Here is a 15,085-nt window from a genome sequence, read left to right on the forward strand (position 1 = left end):
GACGAATTCCTTTTGCTGTGATGTGTTTAACGAGTGATTAGAATAACACAAATACTGTATGAATCAACAGTACTGGATGAAATATCAGGTTTTTTTATTAAGCGTTGTATGAGAGATACGATCCGACTTCCCCTGCATCTGGTGGCCGGCCTGCTCCTGTTGCTCAGCGCCGCGGCCGTGTTTGATGCGATTGCCGGCGCTGCGATGGGACCCGGCGCCCGGCTGGCCGCACTCGATATCAGCGTTTCCCAATGGCTGCACGTTCGCGCCAGCGAGCCCTGGACTACGCTGATGCTGGCGGTCAGTCATCTGCACAGCGTGGCGGGCATTGCCTTCCTGACGCTGCTGTTTGCCTGGCAGCTGTGGCGGCGCCAGGCGCATTACTGGCTGCTGACCTTGCTGCTCTCCGTACCACCGGGCATGGTGCTGAACGTGTTGCTCAAGTACAGCTACCAGCGCGTGCGGCCCAGCTTCGACGCGCCCCTGCTGACTTTGCCGACCTACAGCTTTCCCAGCGGCCATACGCTGGCCGCAACCGTGTTTTATGGCGTGCTGGCCTGTTACCTGTGGCCGCGTGCCCGCGGCGCGGCCCAGCACGCGGCGCTGCTTGCTGGCGCAGTGGCGATGGTGGCGCTGGTCGGGTTCAGCCGCGTCTATCTCGGCGTGCATTTCCTGAGCGATGTGCTGGCGGCGGTGGCGGAGGGGCTTGGCTGGTTGGCCATCTGCGTCACGGCGGTGTCCAGCCTGCGCCGGCACCGGGAGCGCCGATGAGCCGCATGGCCGTCATCATCAACGCTGGAGCTGGCCTCGGATATGGCCTGCCGTGGCGCGATTCGCTGGCCGCGCGTTTCGCCAGCCACGGACTGGATGCCGACATCACGCTGGCCGCCGACCTCAATCATCTGATGGAGGCCGCCCGGGCAGCATTGGCCGCCGGCGCGCCAGTGGTGGTGGCGGGAGGCGGCGACGGCACGGTCAATGCCGTGGCCTCGGTGGTGCTCGATAGCGGCGCCATGTTCGGCGTCCTGCCGATGGGGACGCTGAACCATTTTGCGCGCGACCTGCGCATCCCGCCCCAGCTCGACGCAGCCATTGCCAACCTGGCTGCCGGCCACGTGGCAATGGTCGACGTCGGGGAGGTCAATGGCCGCATCTTCCTGAACAACTCGAGCCTTGGGCTCTACCCGGACATCGTGCGCGATCGCCAGCGGCAGCAGCGCCGCCTCGGGCGCGGCAAGTGGACTGCGTTCGGCTGGGCGACGCTGGCCGCGCTGAAGCGTTATCCTTTCCTCAGCGTGCGCCTGACCCTTGGTGAACAAGGCCATGCGCGGCGCACGCCCTTCGTTTTCATCGGCAATAATGAATACCATATGCAAGGATTCAACATCGGCGAGCGGGCACGGATTGATGGCGGCACGCTGAGCGTCTACGTGGCCCAGCGGCCGACACGTTTCGGCTTGCTGAAACTGGCCTTGCGCGCGCTGTTCGGACGGTTGCGCCAGTCGCGCGAGTTCCATGTATTCCAGGCCGGCGAGATGGTGATCGAGACCCGCCACCGCCGCTTGCGGGTGGCGACCGATGGCGAGGTGTCCGTCATGGCCCCGCCTTTGCGTTACCGGATCCGCCCGGCAGCCTTGCCGGTGCTCGTGCCGCGCCCTCTGGAGAAGTGATGCGAACCCTGGTCCATATCTCCGACTTGCATTTCGGCCGCGTGGACAACGCCTTGCTGGCGCCCTTGCGCGAATTGATCGGGGATTTGCGGCCGGACGTGGTGGTGGCTTCCGGCGACCTGACCCAGCGTGCCCGCAGCGCGCAATTCCGCCAGGCACGGCACTACCTCGACACCTTGCCCCAGCCGCAGATCGTGGTGCCGGGAAATCACGACATTCCCCTGTATAACGTGGCAGCGCGCTTCTTCCAGCCGCTGGTCAAATACCGGCGCTACATCACGCGCGACCTCGCGCCAGAGTTCGTCGACGATGAAATTGCCGTGCTGGGGTTGAACACGGCGCGCTCGCTGACCTTCAAGGATGGCCGCGTCAATCGCCGCCAGGTCGAATACTTGCGGCAACGCTTCTCGCGCCTGCCGCGCAGCGTCACGCGGGTTGTCGTGACTCACCACCCCTTCGACCTGCCACCGCACAAGGACAATGACGATATCGTGGATCGCGCGCCAATGGCGATGGAAACGTTCGCGCGCTGCGGCGTGGACTTGCTGCTGGCAGGGCACTTGCATACCAGCCACACTCACAATACTTCTGAGCGCTATGAGATAGACGGCTATGCCGCACTGGTGGTGCAGGCCGGCACTGCCACCTCCACCCGTAGCCGGGGGGAGACCAATTCATTCAACGTGCTGCGCGTACAGCACGACGAAATCCAGGTTGAGCGTTACAGCTGGCGCGAAGGAAGCGGCTTCGCCTTGGCTGCTACCGATATCTTCTGCCGTGTGGGTGACATCTGGCGCCCAGCTGCTTAAAGCACGCCAAGGTGGCGAGCTTCAATGCATATCAAACCTCAGAGCCAGTAGTCCCATACGCGGGCAAGCCACTCCTTCAGACGCGTGGAGATCGGCCGCTTGTTCCACTCCACCAGCGTGATCTCACGGGAATTGTGCAGGTCTTCCTTGAACGCCTTTTCCATCTCGAGGCCGAACACATCGCCCATCACGATCACATTCACTTCACTGTTGTGGAGGAAGCTGCGCCGGTCGAGGTTGGTTGAGCCGACAGTGGACCATACGCCGTCAATCACCACCGTCTTCGCATGCAGCACCGACAGCTTGAGCTCATAGATCTTCACGCCAGCTTCCAGCAAAGGCTGGTAGAACGCCCGCCCTGCGTGGAATACGAGCCCGCTGTCCGACACGCTGGGCAGCACAAGCTGCACATCCACGCCGCGCCGGGCGGCATCGGTCAGCGCCTCCAGGGTCTGGTCATCCGGCACAAAATAGGCGCAGGTGATATGGATCGACTTCTTCGCTTCCTGCATCGCCAGCAGCAGCGCCTTGTAGATCTCAAAATGTCCTTCAGGCCGCGAACCCAGCACGCGCACCACCTTGTCTCCCGCCGGCGCTACCTGGCTGAAGTATTTGGCGTCGCGCAAGTCGTCCGCATCCTGCTCGATCCAGGCTTGCACGAACAACCACTGCATGGCCTGCACGGCCGGCCCCTCGATGCGCACATGCGTGTCGCGCCAGCCGACGTCATTTTCGCCTTTTTCACGCCCCGGGCCGGACCCGCCGCCGGCGCCCGAACCCACGCCGCCGGAGCCGCCGCGGAATGGTGAACTCTTCGAGTACGTATCGCTGATATTGATCCCGCCCGTGAAGCCGACCTTGCCATCGACGATCAGCATCTTGCGGTGGTCGCGCGCATTCAGCTTCCAGCCGTTGCCGCGCGCCTTGGCAGGATTTACCGGGTTGAAGGCCAGCAGCTTCACGCCGCCTTCCTTCATGCGGTCAAAGAATTCCTGCGGCACGCCGATGGTGCCGACACTGTCGTAGATCACATTGACCACCACGCCTTCGCGCTGTTTCTGGATCAGCAGGTCGGCGAACTTCATCCCCAGTTCATCCTGGTCGAAGATATAGGTCTCGAAATTGATATGGTCGCGGGCTGCCGCAATGGCCTTCATCATCTCCGCCATGGTCTGCGGGCCATCGAACAGCAATTGCACCTTGTTGCCGGCAATAAGCGGCACCCCGGTTGCCGACTCCTCCAGGGCCGCCTGGGCTTTCAGGTCCAGCGTGGACTTGGCCCAGCGTTTCTTCAGCAGTTGTTCGGTGGTCTGGCGCGGCAGCTTGCCCTTGGCGGTGATGACTTGCGGCACGGTGCCCGCACGTGGCTTGGCCTGGTCGGCATCGACCTCCGGCAACGAAGCGCAGGCCAGCAGCGTCCAGCCCGCGAGGATAAAAGCCAGCCAACGACTTGCCTTCATGGGGCACCTCCGAAGGCCAGTCTAAGACAGCAGCGAACGGTTGAATGTTCGCTGCCGAACATAGTCAGCTGTAGTTCAGCCGGGCTGCTTCACGCCGCAATTCGCCCCTGAAATCGGGATGCGCAATCGAAATCAGCGCTTCGGCGCGTTGCTTGGCCGACTTGCCGCGCAATTGTGCCACGCCATATTCGGTCACCACGTAGTTGATGTCGTTCTTGCTCGTGGTCACATGTGTCCCGGCGCACAGGGTGGGCACGATGCGCGAAATGCTGCCTTCCCTGGCGGTCGACGGCAGCACGATAAAGGACTTGCCGCCGCGAGAACGATTGGCTGCCCGCACAAAGTCCACCTGGCCGCCGGTGCCGGAATAGGGCAGGTGCGCCAGGCTTTCCGAGCCGCACTGTCCCAGCAGGTCGATCTGCAGGCTGGCGTTGATCGATACCAGCTTGTCGTTCTGCCCGGCGATATAGGGATCGTTGCTGAAGCTGACCGGGTGCATTTCCAGCATCGGGTTGTGGTGCATGAAATCGTACAGCTTGCGCGAGCCCAGCGCGAAGGTCGCCACCATGCGCCCGGGCATGAAGCTCTTGCGGCGATTGGTCACGGCGCCGCACTCCACCAGCTTGAGGATGCCGTCGCCAATCATTTCGGTATGGATGCCCAGGTCCTGCTTGCTGGTCAGTTGCATCACCACCGCGTCGGGAATGCCGCCATAGCCGATCTGCAAGGTCGAGCCGTCTTCGATCATCGGCGCCACATGGGCGGCAATCGCCTCCTGCACCGGTCCGATCTTCGGCAGCCCGACTTCGATCACCGGCGCATCGCTTTCCACCACCGCCGTCACCTGCGAAATATGGATGTGGCATTGGCCGTGCGCAAAGGGCACGTTGGGATTCGATTCGAGCACGATGACACGTGCTTTCTGCAGGGCAGCCATGGTGTAGTCGGCGCCCAGGCTGAGCGAGAAGTTGCCGTGCTGGTCCATTTCCGATGCCAGCGCAAAGACCACGTCGGCGGGCATCTGCCCGTGCTCGATCAAGGAGGGGATTTCAGAGAAATACGCCGGGATGAAGCCTGCCCAGCCGGCCTGGCCCGCCGGCCGCGAAGCGCCGCCGAAGAACAGCGCGCAATGCCGCACGTGGTGCGCCGTTTCCTGGTCGAAGTAATCGTACTTGCGCATGGCCAGGATTTGCGCCACCTGTACGCCCTTGAAATTGCGGCGCTGCGCCGACAGTTCGGTCAACAGGGCCGGCGGCTCGCCGGCGCCGGTAGGAACAATGATCATGTCGCCATCACGCACGAGGCGAATGGCGTCGGCGGCGCTGCAACGCTTGCTGGACATACGCGGTCTCCGAATAGTTTTGTTTGTGTGCGCACAGATTGCATGACCGTGCTTACCCTAAGCTGACAAGCATGAAAGCTCTTGCCATCCTGCTCACAATGCCCGCACTGGCGCTGGCGCAGACCAGGGAACCGCCGGCGGGACAAGGCGTCCAGCCCTATGGCGTGGTCGATGCCGGCGTGGTGCTGGAGCGCGGCTGCAAGGAGGGCTGTGCCGGCAGCAAGGTTTCCCCCGGCATAGCGGAAGGCTCGCGCATCGGCATCACGGGGCGCGAACCGTTGGGCAGCAACGGGAATTCCGCCGTCTTCACGCTGGAAGGCGGCGTCGAGAACGATACCGGCCGCTCCGAAGAAGGCCGCCTGCTGGGGCGCCAGGCCTGGGTCGGGCTCGATGGGACGTGGGGCATGCTGACGCTCGGTCGCCAGTACAACCTGCAATACGAAACCTTGGCCGAGGTGGCTGACCCCTTCCATGGCGGACTCGCCGGTACCGCTACCAACCTGATGGGCTTTACCACCAAGCGTTATGACAATGCCGTCAAATACCGCACGCCGTCCGGCCACCAATGGAATGCCAGCGCCATCTACAGCTTCGGCGAATCCGAATTCAGCACCTCGCGCAACCGGGCATACGGCGCGACGCTGGGCTTTGCCAACGGCATCTTCAATGTCCGCATCGCCCACCAGCGCAAGCGCAATCCGATCGAAGCGGTCGGCACCACGCAGCCGGTCGACCTTTCCGCCCGCAATACCCTGGTGGCGGCCAACCTGAACTTTGGCGCCACCACCGTCTTCGCGGCCTATGGCATCAATCGCGGCCTCGGCAGCTCGCCGTGGGACCCGGCCAACCCGTATGGCGCGCTGACGCTGAACACGCCCTCGCTCTACAGCCACGATATGCTGGCAGGCATTTCCTACACCCGCGGCCGCACCACCTACATGGCTTCCTTCATCCACAAGGACGATCGCAGCCCCCCCAACCAGGATGCCGACCAGGCGGCTGTCGGCGTGGTGTATTCGCTGTCCAAACGCACCGCCCTGCATGCCTCCCTCGCCCATATCCGTAACCGCAACAACGCAGCTTATACCGCCGGCACCGCGACCGAAACCGGCAAGGGCAACCGCGCCATCACCTTCGGCCTGCGCCACGCTTTCTGATGTGCTACATTCCCAAGCTGGAACTTTCAGCGGGGAACACTATGTATCTGACTTACTTCAATGGAAACTGGGCGGAAGGCAATGCGCCACTGTTCGGCGCAATGGACCACAGCGTCTGGCTCGGCTCCTCGGTATTCGACGGCGCGCGCGCCATGCGCGGCAAGCTGCCGGACTTGCGCCCGCACCTGGAGCGCGTGATTCGCTCGGCGCGCAGCCTGGGCCTGGAATGCCCGCTCAGCGTGGATGAAATGGAGGAGCTGGTGAAAGAGGGCGTGGCACGCTTCCCTGCCGATGCCGAGCTGTACATCCGCCCGCTGGTATTTGCCACCGATGGCCTGCTGATCCCGGTCGCTGAAAAATCCGCCTTCGCGCTGACCCTGTTCGACGCACCGGTGCCGCCATTCACAGGTTTCTCGGCCTGCCTGTCGGCCATGCGCCGTCCGGACCCGGACATGGCGCCTACCGATGCCAAGGCCTCCGCGCTGTATGCCAATTCGACCCGCGTGCTGCGCGAAGCGAAAGAACGCGGCTGCGACAACGCCGTGGTGTGCGATAGCCAGGGCAATGTGGCGGAGTTCGCCACCGCCAACCTGTTCTTCGTAACGCCGGAGGGGAACGTGGTGACGCCGGCCCTGAACGGCACCTTCCTGGCCGGCATTACCCGCGCCCGCGTGATCAAGCTGCTGGCCGAAGCCGGCATCGAAGTCGAGCAGCGTACCGTCAAGCCGGAAGAGCTCGATCGCGCCAGCGAAATCTTCAACACCGGCAACTTCGGCAAGGTCACGCCTTGCGTGCGCTATAACGGCCGTGAACTGCCGGCTGGTCCGGTCGCCACCAAGGCCCGCGAGCTGTACTGGGCCTTTATTGAGCGCGGCGAGTAGGCGCCTGCAAATCCGGCCCGGGCTTGCTGGGCGGTGCAGCGGGCGCCGGCGGCGCCACGCTGCCGCAGTCGGCGCTGAGCCAGCGGCCGCTGCCCTCCACCACCATGTTTTGCGGCTTGCCCTGCGCTGAACTGTTCACGTTCATGCGCATGCTGTAGGCCGTATTGCCGTTGAAGATCACCTGGCCATTACCGCTGGACGGCGGCCGGGTGCAATTGAAGGTCACGTTCAGGCCGCCCGGCACGGGCGTGCGGGTAGTGGTGCACTGGCCGGGTTGGCCGGCCGGCAGATCCTGCTTCTCGGCCATGTCCTTGGTCAGGCAATAGGTGAGCTTGACGCCACCGTTAGCGCCCAGTCCCAGGTTGACGCCGTGGCGCGCCATCATCTGTTCCATGGCCTTGCGCTGTTCCGGCGCCATATTGGCCATCTGTTGCTGGGCTGCCTCCATGATGGCCATCATTTCGGGACTGGCCGAGGCAATGCGGTTATCCAGCTCCCACAGTCCCGGTTTCAAGGTCTGCGCCATCGCCGGCGCGGCGGCCAGGCAAAGCAGGAAGAAGGCTTGGATTTTCATGCGGGCTCCTTGGGGGCAGGATGCGCGGCCCGGAGCGCCATGCCCCGGGCCGATGCGGCTTGCTTAGCCTTGCGGCTGGCGTGGCTCGGCCACGAAGATTTCCACGCGGCGGTTGCGTGCGCGGCCGGCTGCGTCGTCGTTGGAGGCGATCGGCTCCTGCTCGCCGCGGCCTTCGATCACGATGCGGGTCGGCGATACGCCGCGCGTGGCTAGGTAGTCGCGCGTATGGGCTGCACGGTCGACCGACAGTGGCTGGTTCACGCTGGCGTTGCCGGTGCTGTCGGTGTGGCCGACAATGCTGACGGTGGTCGCCGGGTTTTCATTGAGCGTGGTGGCAAAGCGGTCCAGGATCGGGCGGAAGTCGGGCTTGATGTCGGAACGGCCCGTATCGAACGAAATATCGCTCGGGATTTCCAGCTTCAGGCGGTTGTCGCCGGTTTGCGAGACTTGCACGCCAGTGCCCTGGGTGGCCTGTTCCATCTGCTGCTTCTGCGCTTCCATGCGCTTGGACCAGACGTTGCCGACCACGGCGCCGACTGCCGCGCCAATCGCAGCACCGCCGGCCGCCCGTTTGCCGCCGCCTGGACCGGTCGCGGCGCCAAGCACGGCGCCGATGCCGGCGCCGACGCCGGCGCCGGTGGCAGTGCCGCGCTGGGTGGCGCTCATGTCCGCACAGCCGGTTGTGGCGAGCACGGCAATCAGCAGGGCAGCAAGGGTTTTATGAGGCATGAGCTTTCTCCTTCGTTAAATATGCTCGAAAAAAAGCGGGACGGGTCCTGCGCCGCAGTTCCCGCCCCGCTAGTGTACGCCGGCTTGGCCGGCTTAACTAAATGCCGCGCCCACTGATCAGGCGCAGCAGGATCATGATGACTGCCACCACCAGCAAAATATGGATGAAGCCGCCCACAGTGTAGGAGGTCACCAGGCCGAGCAGCCACAAGATGATAAGTACGACAGCGATCGTATAGAGCATGATGTTTTCCTCTCATAATCCGTAATCCTGGATGCATTATTGCTGCGTCCGACCGCGTCATCTGTACGTTGTCGAACTATCAGCGTCGTTGCAGGCGTCCCTTGACGACTTTTACATGGTCGCCAGCCTGCCAGTTGGCCGAGCTGCTGCTGACGGTGCGCACCTTGCCGTCATCCATGCGCACGCGCACCTGGTAGGTGGTGGTCGACTTCATATTGTCTTCCACCTGGTTGCCGACCACGGCGCCGCCGACCGCACCGGCCACGGTGGCCAGCTTGCGGCCCGAGCCGCCGCCGATCTGGTTGCCCAGCAGGCCGCCGACAATCGCGCCGCCCGCCGCGCCCAGGCCGCTGCCCTGGCCGCGCTGGGTGACGGCATGCACTGCTTCCACTACGCCGCAGCTATGGCAGACGGCGGGCGCCGGCGCCGCCATGTGCGCTGCGGCGGGCTGCGGTGGAGACGCTTCTGCCGGGGCCGCCCTGCCGCCGCCATCGTTGCCGGCGCCATAACTGCCGCCGCCTGCGCCGCCACCGCTACCGGAATAGCCGGAGGTGTCGGCCACGCGATTGACCGGCGCATAGCCGGCCGGCGGCGGCGGCGGGCCGGCGTCGCGCGTATCGACCTGTACCGGCGCTTCGGCAACCGGCGGCCCCATCTTCGCCCCTGATTGCGGCAGCCAACCCATGACCGCAGCGATGCCGACGCCGCAAAACAGCACCACGGCAATGGCTGCAATCAGCAGCATCGGGTGGGTGGTGTAGCTCATGATTTTGGTTTCTCGTTGCATGCCGTAATTCCTTTCCTATTGGATAGACGCATTCTGGCGGCCGGGCTGGCCTGCTTCCGTGCGTCAGCGTACATACAGTCTTTTTAATTGCCGATACGCTCCGCCTAAACTCCACCAGGCTGACGGCAATGACCCTGAATCTTCATACCGTTCCAAGCAGTGAATCGCCACCACCCCGTATTGGCAACCGCCTGCTGGCAACCCTGCCGGAAGACGACCTCGAGCACCTCGAGGGCCTGTGCGAACTGGTGGACCTCGCGGCCGGCGATATCCTGTTCGAAGCCGGCCAGCCCATCGACTACATCTTTTTCCCGCTCGATACCCTGGTCTCGCTGCTGGCCGTGGCGGAAGGCCGCATGACGCTGGAAGTTGGCTCGGCCGGCCGCGAAGGCATGGTCGGCGCTTCGGTAGCGCTGGGCCAGCGTTTCGCCCAGGTGCGTGCCGTGGTCCAGCGCAGCGGCCATGCGCTGCGCATGGAGGCGGAAGATTTCATCGCCGAGTTTGCGGAAATGGAATCGCTGCAGCGCCTGCTGCACCGCTATACCGACACCCTGCTGGCGCAAGCGATCCAGATCGCGGTCTGCAGCCGCTTCCATGTGCTGGAGGCGCGCTTGGCGCGCTCGCTGCTGGTCACGCGCGACCGCCTGCAATCGGACCGCTTCCACATGACCCACGAATTCCTGGCCCACGCGCTCGGCGTGCGCCGCGTTGGCGTGACCAAGGCGGCCAGCGCCTTGCAGGGGCAGGGCTTGATCAGCTACAGCCGGGGCAATATCGAAATACTGGACCCGGCTGGCCTGGAAGCGGTGTCCTGCCATTGCTACCAGCAGGTCCGCACGCCGTCTTAGCGGCGAGGTTTGTCGACCTGGTTACCGATCACGCCGCCGACCACGGCGCCGCCCACCGTACCGGTGGTGGAGCCGCCCGTCAGCACGGAACCGGCGACCGCGCCGACACCGGCGCCAATGGCCGTGTTCTTATCCTGTTGCGACATCGAGGAGCATGCGCCCAGGCCCAGCATGGCGGTAGCGATGGCGAGGCGGGCTGCGATCTGTTTGGTATTCATGATGTTTCCTCCGTAACGTGGAATGCTGGCTCCAGCTTACGGGGGAGGGCAGATGTGATCTGTTCGCTATTTCACGGTGTAACGGTTTGTTACCTTTGCGTCTTGCCCGGCGGCGGCGCCTTCGGCTTTTCGCGCGCGGCGGCCAGCAGGCTGGCGCATTGGTTGTCGCCTTCGCCGCCCGCGCTGATCAGGGGCACCAGGGCCGCCGGTGCGGCCAGCGCGCCCAGCGCCAGTGCGCCGCCGGCCCGCATGGCGATCACGCCCTTGTCGATGTCGACGTCGGGTTGCTTGAGCGAGCCGCGCACATAGATTGGGGCGCGCAGCGAAATAATGCGCAAGCCCTTGCTTTCCGGTTTCATGGTGAGGTCGATTTTCTCGCTGGCCAGGTTGACTGCGCCGTTGATGCGCACCGTGGCATCGTCGGTATCGGCGATGAAATAGCGCGTCTGCGCCAGGCCGTCGCGCACGCCGAAGTCGCCGGCCAGGCAGTTCAGGTGCACCGGCTTGTCGCCAAACAGCTTGGTCAGCACGATGTTGCCGATGTTCAGGCCCATCTGCTCCAGCAGCAGCTTGCTGACGGTGCCGTCGTTGACCAGGGTTTTCAGTTCGCCATTGGAATGCGCCAGCAGGGTGGCCACCGAGTTGCCTTTCGCAGTCAGCTTGGCGTCGGCATTGATTTCGCCGATGGTGGCCTGCTTGAGTTCGGGCAGCTTGGGCAGCAGTTGCCTGAGCTTGATATGGCGGGCCGTGGCGTCGAGCGTGGCGGCGACAGCTTCGCCGCTGCTGCCGTCCAGCGTTGCCTTCGAGGCGACGCGGCCGCCGGCGAAATCAAAGTTGAGCGGGGTCAGGCGCAGCACGCCGTCTTTCAGGTGGAACGCCGTTTCCAGTTTGCTGAGCGGCAGTTCCTTGGTGCGCACGATGCGCTCGGCGCGGAAGCCGACGTCGGCATCGAGCGCCGTCCAGCGTTCAGTCTTGAAGGTCTCCACCGGCAGCAGCTTGCCGGCCGGCTGCACTGCCGCCACGCCGCGTTCTTCTTTCTTGGCATTGGAGTCGGCGCCGATCAGCGGCCCCAGGTCGGCGAACTGCAGCAGGCGCGAGTGCACTGAGCCGGTCAGCAAGCCGCGCGGCTGGCGCTGCTGGTAGGACAAGGTGCCGGCGATATCGCTGTCGCCGACGCGGCCGGTGAATTTTTCGTAGGTCCACTGGCTGGCGCCCTCGGCCAGGTGGCCGCTCAGGCGCCCGGCGGTACTGAAGGGCGGGGTTTCCGGCAGCAGCAGCCCGGTCAGTGCATACAGGCGTGCGGCCGAAGCGCCGGCGACCTTGAGCTGCAGGTCGATGGCAGCGAGCTGGGCCGGATTGGTCAGCGTGCCTTCGGCAGCCACGCTGACCAGGCCGATCTTGGCATCGGCCTGGATCGGGAAGGGCAGGCCGGTGTCGCGCAAGGCCAGCACGGCGCCGGTCTTGCCCTTGCCGCTGATGTCCTGCTTGTTCCATTTGCCGGCCAGGGTCCATTGCACGCCGTAGCGAGGATCGTTGTCGAGCGTGTCGACGTGGGCGGTGGCCGCGATCTGTTGCTGGGCATCGTCCAGCTTGATGGTGCCGCGCGTGAAGACCACGCGCTCCAGTTCCATGCGCCACTCGGACGGCGGGCGCTTGGGCAGGGTCCAGTTGTTCCTGCCGTCGGCCTGGCGCAGCAGGTCGAGCTGCGGCTGGTCGAAACGCAGTTCCGGGATGGCGATCTTGCGGCCCAGCAGGGCAAATGGACTCAGCGAGAACGCCAGGCTCCGGGCTGCCGCGGTGTCGCCTGCCGGCAGGCCGGCCGGGTTACCGACGTGCACGTCTTGCGCGACCAGATGGGGCCAGGGAATATGGTCGCGCCAACTGCGCGCCTGCGGCGGCAGCGCCTGCTTTTGCCAGGTCAGCGACAAGTTGCCGCGCAGTTCCACCGGCCTTTGCAGTGCCTCGGTGGCGCGCGCGCCCAGCCAGGGGCGGGCGCGGTTCCAGTCGTAGTTCAACACGATCACCAGGGCCACCGCCGGAATGGCCAGCAGGAAGCCCAGCACAGCCAGGCTAATCTTTGCGCGGCGAGAAATTGTGTGTGCCATGGCGCCAGCTTACACCCGGGCAGCCCGACTTCAATGTGCGGCACCGTACTGAACCCATCGGGGACAGCTTATATAACTGGCATACCCCAATCGCTTTGAGGAGAACAACAATGGATTCGCTGAATCGCCTACCGCTGTTGACTACCGCCTGCGCAGCATGCGTGATTGCGTTGGCAGGTTGCAGCAGCATGAAGACCCCGGCCACGGCCGAAGTAGCATCGTCGCGTACGGCGGTGGAAGCCGCTGCCTCGACTGGCGCACCGGAACTGGCTCCGGCCGAAATGGCGGCAGCGCGCGACAAGATGCTGCGCGCCAACCAGGCGCTGGCAGCCAAGGATTACCGCACCGCCCAGGACCTGGCACAGCAGGCGCAAGCCGACGCCAAGCTGGCGCAAAGCAAGGCCAGCAGTGCCAAGGCCACCGAGGCCGCCAACAAGCTGCAAGACGATATCCGTGTGCTGCGCGAAGAACTCGATCGCGCCAACAGCACCATGACTCGCTGAGAAAGGGGCCATCATGTTCAAGCCATTCCTGAAACCTGTTGCCCTGGCCGCCGCCCTGGCCCTGGCAGCCTGCAGCACCACCCCGACCACCACCGGCGAACTGGAAACCGCGCGCGCCAATTACGCGCAGGCGCAGGGCAACCCGATGGTCGCCAAATACGCCAGCGCCGAACTGGCTGCCGCCACCCGTGCCATGGACCAGGCCAATACAGCGGCGGCGCGCAATGAAAGCCTGCAAACGATCGACAAGCTGGCCTACATCGCCAAGCAGAAGACCGCCAGCGCCGAGGAAATCGCGCGTGCCAAGTCCGCCGAAGACCAGTTGAAGGACGCCGCCTCGCAGCGCGACCAGGTGCGCCTGCAAGCGCGCACGGCGGAAGCCGAGGCGGCCAAGCGCCGTGCCGACCAGGCCCGCATGGAGGCCGAAAATGCGCAGAACCAGGCCGCCAGCGCCGAAGCGGCGAAAAGCGACGCACAAGCCCGCGCTGCCGCCCTGGCGGCGCAGCTGGCCGACTTGCAGGCCAAGCAGACCGAGCGCGGCATCGTGATCACCTTCGGCGACGTGCTGTTCAACGTCGACCAGGCCGTGCTGACCTCGCAAGGCATGGCGACCGCCCAGCGCCTGGCCGATGTGCTGCGCGACAATCCCGACCGCACCGTGCTGATCGAAGGCTTTACCGACAGCACCGGCAGCGATGCCTACAACCTGCAGCTGTCGCAGCGCCGCGCCGAAGCGGTGCGCAGCGCACTGGGCCAGATGGGCATCGAGCGCTCGCGCATCGAGACGCGCGGCTATGGCGAAGCGTATCCAGTGGCCGGCAATGCCACGGCTGGCGAGCGCCAGATGAACCGGCGGGTGGAAATCGTGCTGTCCGAAGCGGGCCGCCCGGTGACCTATCGCCGCTGACGAGGAGTTTCCATGATCGATAAAAATGCGATCCGCGCGGCAGCCCGCAATATGGCCGACGGTCCGGTGACCGAAGGCTACAAGGGCAACCGCGCGATGGTGCTGCAAATGCTGAACGAAGCGCTGGCCACCGAACTGGTCTGCATCCACCGCTACAAGCGCCACTACTACATGGTGACCGGCCTGTCGAACGCCTCGATCAAGGCCGAGTTCCTGGAGCATGCGACGCAGGAGCAGCAGCATGCCGACTGGCTGGCCGAGCGCATCGTCCAGCTCAATGGCGAACCCGATTTCAATCCAGCAACGTTGCTCGACAGGAGCCATGCCGAGTATGATGACTCAAGGGAGGTGCAAGCGATGGTGCGGGCCAACCTGGTGGCAGAACGGGTGGCCATCGAGAGCTATCGCCAGATGATCGAACTGATTGGCGACAGCGACCCGACGACCAAGCAACTCTTGACGCAAATCATGGCGGTGGAGGAAGAACACGCCGACGATATGCGAGACCTATTGGCGTAAATCACTTACGAAAGAGGAGTCCTATCATGCTGGAACAGAACATCAGTACCGTCAATAACGATGTGAAAACGCTGGTCAAGGATGCGCAAGCCCTGTTCACGGCCGCCACCGCGCTCACTGGCGAAAAAGCGGATGAATTGCGTGGCCGCGGCATGAAAGCGCTCGATAGCGCACTGGCCAAGGCCCATGAAGCCCAGGCCAGCGCGATTGCCGGCGCCAAGCATGCCGCTGCTTCGACCGATGCCTACGTCAAGGAAAATCCATGGCGTTCCATCGCCGTGGCAGCCGGCGTGGGTCTGCTGGTAGGCGTTATCCTCGGCCGCAAATAAGCG

Annotated in this window: 18 protein-coding genes; 10 read left to right on the forward strand and 8 right to left on the reverse strand. The window is 64.4% G+C overall.

Translation table 11 applies throughout. The annotated features are described in order from the left end of the window. The first annotated feature begins 108 nt into the window (after positions 1-108). From ACN9M3_RS11960 to ACN9M3_RS11970, 3 genes are read left to right on the forward strand one after another with little or no spacing between them, the layout of a single operon-like run. On the forward strand, positions 109-771 hold the full coding sequence (locus ACN9M3_RS11960; RefSeq protein WP_426322647.1) for a phosphatase PAP2 family protein: 663 nt from the start codon (positions 109-111) through the stop codon (positions 769-771). Then, positions 768-1,670: a diacylglycerol/lipid kinase family protein gene (locus ACN9M3_RS11965; RefSeq protein WP_426322649.1), complete on the forward strand. Its 903-nt coding sequence runs from the start codon at positions 768-770 to the stop codon at positions 1,668-1,670. The genes ACN9M3_RS11960 and ACN9M3_RS11965 overlap by 4 nt, the downstream gene beginning before the upstream one ends. After that, positions 1,670-2,479 carry a metallophosphoesterase family protein gene (locus ACN9M3_RS11970; RefSeq protein ID WP_426322651.1) on the forward strand — a complete coding sequence of 270 codons (810 nt, stop codon included), beginning with the start codon at positions 1,670-1,672 and terminating at the stop codon, positions 2,477-2,479. Before ACN9M3_RS11965 ends, ACN9M3_RS11970 begins: the two co-directional genes overlap by 1 nt. A gap of 38 nt (positions 2,480-2,517) precedes the next feature. Here ACN9M3_RS11970 and ACN9M3_RS11975 read toward each other — a convergent pair whose 3' ends face one another. Continuing rightward, positions 2,518-3,939, reverse strand: a complete 1,422-nt coding sequence (locus ACN9M3_RS11975) for a phospholipase D-like domain-containing protein (RefSeq protein WP_426322653.1) — start codon at positions 3,937-3,939, stop codon at positions 2,518-2,520. A gap of 64 nt (positions 3,940-4,003) precedes the next feature. Continuing rightward, positions 4,004-5,281, reverse strand: coding sequence for an acetyl-CoA hydrolase/transferase family protein (locus ACN9M3_RS11980; RefSeq protein WP_426322655.1), 1,278 nt, complete (start codon positions 5,279-5,281; stop codon positions 4,004-4,006). Positions 5,282-5,352: 71 nt separating this feature from the next. Between ACN9M3_RS11980 and ACN9M3_RS11985 the strand changes: the two genes are divergently transcribed. Next, positions 5,353-6,438 (forward strand): porin, encoded by a 1,086-nt coding sequence (locus ACN9M3_RS11985; protein ID WP_426322657.1) that lies wholly within the window; start codon positions 5,353-5,355, stop codon positions 6,436-6,438. Between the two features lie 41 nt (positions 6,439-6,479). Next, complete coding sequence (locus tag ACN9M3_RS11990; RefSeq protein WP_426322659.1) at positions 6,480-7,319, forward strand: branched-chain amino acid aminotransferase; 840 nt, start codon at positions 6,480-6,482, stop codon at positions 7,317-7,319. On the opposite strand, the gene ACN9M3_RS11995 is transcribed toward ACN9M3_RS11990, so the two are convergent. The 4 genes from ACN9M3_RS11995 to ACN9M3_RS12010 form a co-directional block, all read right to left on the reverse strand. After that, the gene (locus ACN9M3_RS11995) at positions 7,300-7,893 is read right to left on the reverse strand and encodes a DUF3617 domain-containing protein (RefSeq protein WP_426322661.1); all 594 of its coding nucleotides are present in this window, start codon (positions 7,891-7,893) and stop codon (positions 7,300-7,302) included. The two genes, ACN9M3_RS11990 and ACN9M3_RS11995, sit on opposite strands and share 20 nt — an antisense overlap. A gap of 63 nt (positions 7,894-7,956) precedes the next feature. Beyond that, positions 7,957-8,622: an OmpA family protein gene (locus ACN9M3_RS12000; RefSeq protein ID WP_426322663.1), complete on the reverse strand. Its 666-nt coding sequence runs from the start codon at positions 8,620-8,622 to the stop codon at positions 7,957-7,959. A 97-nt stretch (positions 8,623-8,719) separates the two neighbouring features. Then, complete coding sequence (locus ACN9M3_RS12005) at positions 8,720-8,866, reverse strand: lmo0937 family membrane protein (RefSeq protein WP_139232699.1); 147 nt, start codon at positions 8,864-8,866, stop codon at positions 8,720-8,722. A gap of 79 nt (positions 8,867-8,945) precedes the next feature. Further along, positions 8,946-9,653, reverse strand: coding sequence for a glycine zipper 2TM domain-containing protein (locus ACN9M3_RS12010; RefSeq protein ID WP_426322665.1), 708 nt, complete (start codon positions 9,651-9,653; stop codon positions 8,946-8,948). A gap of 128 nt (positions 9,654-9,781) precedes the next feature. Between ACN9M3_RS12010 and ACN9M3_RS12015 the strand changes: the two genes are divergently transcribed. Further along, complete coding sequence (locus ACN9M3_RS12015) at positions 9,782-10,501, forward strand: Crp/Fnr family transcriptional regulator (protein WP_426322667.1); 720 nt, start codon at positions 9,782-9,784, stop codon at positions 10,499-10,501. On the opposite strand, the gene ACN9M3_RS12020 is transcribed toward ACN9M3_RS12015, so the two are convergent. Then, complete coding sequence (locus tag ACN9M3_RS12020; RefSeq protein ID WP_426170985.1) at positions 10,498-10,719, reverse strand: glycine zipper 2TM domain-containing protein; 222 nt, start codon at positions 10,717-10,719, stop codon at positions 10,498-10,500. The two genes, ACN9M3_RS12015 and ACN9M3_RS12020, sit on opposite strands and share 4 nt — an antisense overlap. 89 nt (positions 10,720-10,808) lie before the next feature. Next, positions 10,809-12,824 (reverse strand): AsmA family protein, encoded by a 2,016-nt coding sequence (locus ACN9M3_RS12025; protein WP_426170987.1) that lies wholly within the window; start codon positions 12,822-12,824, stop codon positions 10,809-10,811. 110 nt (positions 12,825-12,934) lie between these two features. Here ACN9M3_RS12025 and ACN9M3_RS12030 point away from each other — a divergent pair, with 110 nt between their 5' ends. From ACN9M3_RS12030 to ACN9M3_RS12045, 4 genes are read left to right on the forward strand one after another with little or no spacing between them, the layout of a single operon-like run. Then, entirely contained in the window at positions 12,935-13,327 is a 393-nt protein-coding gene (locus ACN9M3_RS12030; protein WP_426170988.1) for a DUF4398 domain-containing protein, read from the forward strand. 13 nt (positions 13,328-13,340) lie between these two features. Beyond that, entirely contained in the window at positions 13,341-14,234 is an 894-nt protein-coding gene (locus tag ACN9M3_RS12035) for an OmpA family protein (protein ID WP_426170989.1), read from the forward strand. 12 nt (positions 14,235-14,246) lie between these two features. Further along, the gene (locus ACN9M3_RS12040; RefSeq protein WP_426170991.1) at positions 14,247-14,753 is read left to right on the forward strand and encodes a ferritin-like domain-containing protein; all 507 of its coding nucleotides are present in this window, start codon (positions 14,247-14,249) and stop codon (positions 14,751-14,753) included. Positions 14,754-14,779: 26 nt separating this feature from the next. Next, positions 14,780-15,082 (forward strand): DUF883 family protein, encoded by a 303-nt coding sequence (locus tag ACN9M3_RS12045; protein ID WP_426170993.1) that lies wholly within the window; start codon positions 14,780-14,782, stop codon positions 15,080-15,082. Positions 15,083-15,085: the final 3 nt, after the last annotated feature.

Source organism: Pseudoduganella sp. R-43 (assembly GCF_049913255.1).
Classification (GTDB): domain Bacteria; phylum Pseudomonadota; class Gammaproteobacteria; order Burkholderiales; family Burkholderiaceae_D; genus Rugamonas.

Coding starts and splice junctions, on each gene's coding strand:
- ACN9M3_RS11960 (WP_426322647.1), top strand. CDS start 109: ATGAGAGATACGATCCGACTTCCCCTGCATCTGGTGGCCGGCCTGCTC.
- ACN9M3_RS11965 (WP_426322649.1), top strand. CDS start 768: ATGAGCCGCATGGCCGTCATCATCAACGCTGGAGCTGGCCTCGGATAT.
- ACN9M3_RS11970 (WP_426322651.1), top strand. CDS start 1,670: ATGCGAACCCTGGTCCATATCTCCGACTTGCATTTCGGCCGCGTGGAC.
- ACN9M3_RS11975 (WP_426322653.1), bottom strand. CDS start 3,939: ATGAAGGCAAGTCGTTGGCTGGCTTTTATCCTCGCGGGCTGGACGCTG.
- ACN9M3_RS11980 (WP_426322655.1), bottom strand. CDS start 5,281: ATGTCCAGCAAGCGTTGCAGCGCCGCCGACGCCATTCGCCTCGTGCGT.
- ACN9M3_RS11985 (WP_426322657.1), top strand. CDS start 5,353: ATGAAAGCTCTTGCCATCCTGCTCACAATGCCCGCACTGGCGCTGGCG.
- ACN9M3_RS11990 (WP_426322659.1), top strand. CDS start 6,480: ATGTATCTGACTTACTTCAATGGAAACTGGGCGGAAGGCAATGCGCCA.
- ACN9M3_RS11995 (WP_426322661.1), bottom strand. CDS start 7,893: ATGAAAATCCAAGCCTTCTTCCTGCTTTGCCTGGCCGCCGCGCCGGCG.
- ACN9M3_RS12000 (WP_426322663.1), bottom strand. CDS start 8,622: ATGCCTCATAAAACCCTTGCTGCCCTGCTGATTGCCGTGCTCGCCACA.
- ACN9M3_RS12005 (WP_139232699.1), bottom strand. CDS start 8,866: ATGCTCTATACGATCGCTGTCGTACTTATCATCTTGTGGCTGCTCGGC.
- ACN9M3_RS12010 (WP_426322665.1), bottom strand. CDS start 9,653: ATGCAACGAGAAACCAAAATCATGAGCTACACCACCCACCCGATGCTG.
- ACN9M3_RS12015 (WP_426322667.1), top strand. CDS start 9,782: ATGACCCTGAATCTTCATACCGTTCCAAGCAGTGAATCGCCACCACCC.
- ACN9M3_RS12020 (WP_426170985.1), bottom strand. CDS start 10,719: ATGAATACCAAACAGATCGCAGCCCGCCTCGCCATCGCTACCGCCATG.
- ACN9M3_RS12025 (WP_426170987.1), bottom strand. CDS start 12,824: ATGGCACACACAATTTCTCGCCGCGCAAAGATTAGCCTGGCTGTGCTG.
- ACN9M3_RS12030 (WP_426170988.1), top strand. CDS start 12,935: ATGGATTCGCTGAATCGCCTACCGCTGTTGACTACCGCCTGCGCAGCA.
- ACN9M3_RS12035 (WP_426170989.1), top strand. CDS start 13,341: ATGTTCAAGCCATTCCTGAAACCTGTTGCCCTGGCCGCCGCCCTGGCC.
- ACN9M3_RS12040 (WP_426170991.1), top strand. CDS start 14,247: ATGATCGATAAAAATGCGATCCGCGCGGCAGCCCGCAATATGGCCGAC.
- ACN9M3_RS12045 (WP_426170993.1), top strand. CDS start 14,780: ATGCTGGAACAGAACATCAGTACCGTCAATAACGATGTGAAAACGCTG.